Origin of the sequence: Phenylobacterium sp. (genome assembly GCF_030693805.1) — a bacterium.
In the GTDB taxonomy this organism is placed as follows: Bacteria; Pseudomonadota; Alphaproteobacteria; order Caulobacterales; family Caulobacteraceae; genus Phenylobacterium.
Genome location: NZ_JAUXZW010000006.1, coordinates 1 through 1,021, shown reverse-complemented (window position 1 = coordinate 1,021; position 1,021 = coordinate 1). Strand labels below are relative to the sequence as shown.

Genomic DNA, 1,021 nt, shown 5'->3' with positions numbered 1-1,021 from the left:
CGCTGTGGCTGTGCCCGCATTACCTGTAATCGTTCCGGTGATAGGATTCGTTACCGCTAAATTAGTTAACGTGCCTACACTGGTAAGTGAGGAGTTAACTACGTTTGATGCCAGCGTTGTACCCGTAAAACTATTAGCATTAACCACTAAGCTGATATCCGTGGTACCATTAAAGGATTCCCCGTTTATATTACGAGCTGTCTGAAGCGCTGTGGCTCTTCCCGCATTACCAGTAATCGTTCCGGTGATAGGATTCGTTACAGCAAGGTTAGTTAATGTGCCTACACTCGTAAGTGAGGAGTTAAGAACATTTGGCGCAAGCGTTGTGCCCGTTAAACTATTAGCATTAACCAATAATGTGATATCCGTGGTACCATTAAAGGATACACCGTTTATATTACGTGCTGTTTGAAGCGCTGTGGCTGTGCCCGCATTACCTGTTATACTGCCGTTAATCGGATTGGTGACTGTTAACCCGGTTAAAGTGCCCACACTCGTAAGTGAGGAGTTAACTACGTTTGGTGCAAGTGTTGTGCCCGTTAAGGTATTGGCATTAACTAATAAGGTGATATCCGTGGTACCATTAAAGGATACGCCGTTTATATTACGCGCCGTCTGTAACGCTGTGGCTGTTCCCGCGTTACCTGTAATCGTTCCGGTGATTGGATTCGTTACAGCCAGGTTAGTTAATGTGCCTACACTCGTAAGTGAGGAGTTAAGAACATTTGGTGCAAGTGTTGTGCCCGTTAAACTATTAGCATTAACTAATAAGGTGATATCCGTGGTACCATTAAAGGATACCCCGTTTATATTACGCGCTGTTTGAAGCGCTGTGGCTGTGCCCGCATTACCTGTTATACTGCCGTTAATCGGATTGGTGACTGTTAACCCGGTTAATGTGCCCACACTCGTAAGTGAGGAGTTAACTACGTTTGGTGCAAGTGTTGTGCCCGTTAAGGTATTGGCATTAACTAATAAGGTGATATCCGTGGTACCATTAAAGGATACCCCGTTTATATTA

At 44.7% G+C, this 1,021-nt stretch carries 1 protein-coding gene; it reads right to left on the bottom strand.

The window, feature by feature from the left end:
• Positions 1 to 1,021 (bottom strand): beta strand repeat-containing protein (locus tag Q8M88_RS00405; protein ID WP_371132599.1); only part of this gene is annotated, 1,021 nt, incomplete at both ends.